This is a genomic window from Acetobacter lambici (assembly GCF_011516885.1).
Taxonomy (GTDB): Bacteria; Pseudomonadota; Alphaproteobacteria; order Acetobacterales; family Acetobacteraceae; genus Acetobacter; species Acetobacter lambici.
Genome location: NZ_WOTD01000158.1, coordinates 1 through 784, shown reverse-complemented (window position 1 = coordinate 784; position 784 = coordinate 1). Strand labels below are relative to the sequence as shown.

At 64.0% G+C, this 784-nt stretch carries 1 protein-coding gene; it reads left to right on the top strand.

Features of this window, described 5'->3' with window-relative positions:
* Window positions 1-22: 22 nt before the first annotated feature.
* On the top strand, window positions 23-784 hold a 762-nt coding region (locus GOB86_RS15645), incomplete at its 3' end, for a MotA/TolQ/ExbB proton channel family protein (RefSeq protein WP_338421542.1).

The following is a 784-nucleotide window of genomic DNA, read 5'->3' as shown; positions in this document are numbered from 1 at the left end:
GAGCAGACTGCCCCGTTCTTTTGTGTCAGGTCTTGCCGCCCCGGCTCTTGCACTGCTGATGAGCACGGCAGCGCCCGTTGCCGCCTTTGCGCAGGATGCAGCCGCCCCCGCTGCCACGGCTCCGGCCCCAGCAGCACCGGCTGAAGGCGCTGTAGCACCTGCCCCCGGCCCCGCAACACCTGCGGCCCCCGACGCCGCCACAACCCCGGCCCCCACCGACGGCACAACCGCCCCGACCCCGGCAGCCGCCGCAGCGGCGGAAGCCCCCGCCCCAGCGGCTGACGCCAACCCCTATGGCCTGTCCGCCCTGTGGTCCAATGGGGACATTATCGCCCGTGGCGTGCTGCTGATCATGCTCATCATGTCGCTTGGCACATGGTTCATCATGATCACCAAGTTTATCGAGCAGGGACGTCTGTTTGCTGCCGCCAAAGAAGCGACCAAAAGCTTCTGGACCAAACATAGCATTCAGGAAGGGGCGTCCGCACTCTCCTCCTCCTCCCCGTTCCGCTATATTGCCGATACGGGTATTACCGCTGCCGAACACCATGAAGGCACCATGCAGGAAGCTATTGACCTGCATAGCTGGACCTCCATGTCCATCCAGCGTGCGGTCAACAACATCCAGAACAGCCTGCAAAAGGGTCTGGCCTTCCTTGGCACCGTGGGGTCCACCTCTCCGTTCATCGGGCTGTTCGGCACGGTGTGGGGTATTTACCACGCGCTGACCGCCATCGGCATTGCCGGTCAGGCATCCATCGACAAGGTGGCAGGACCCGTGGGT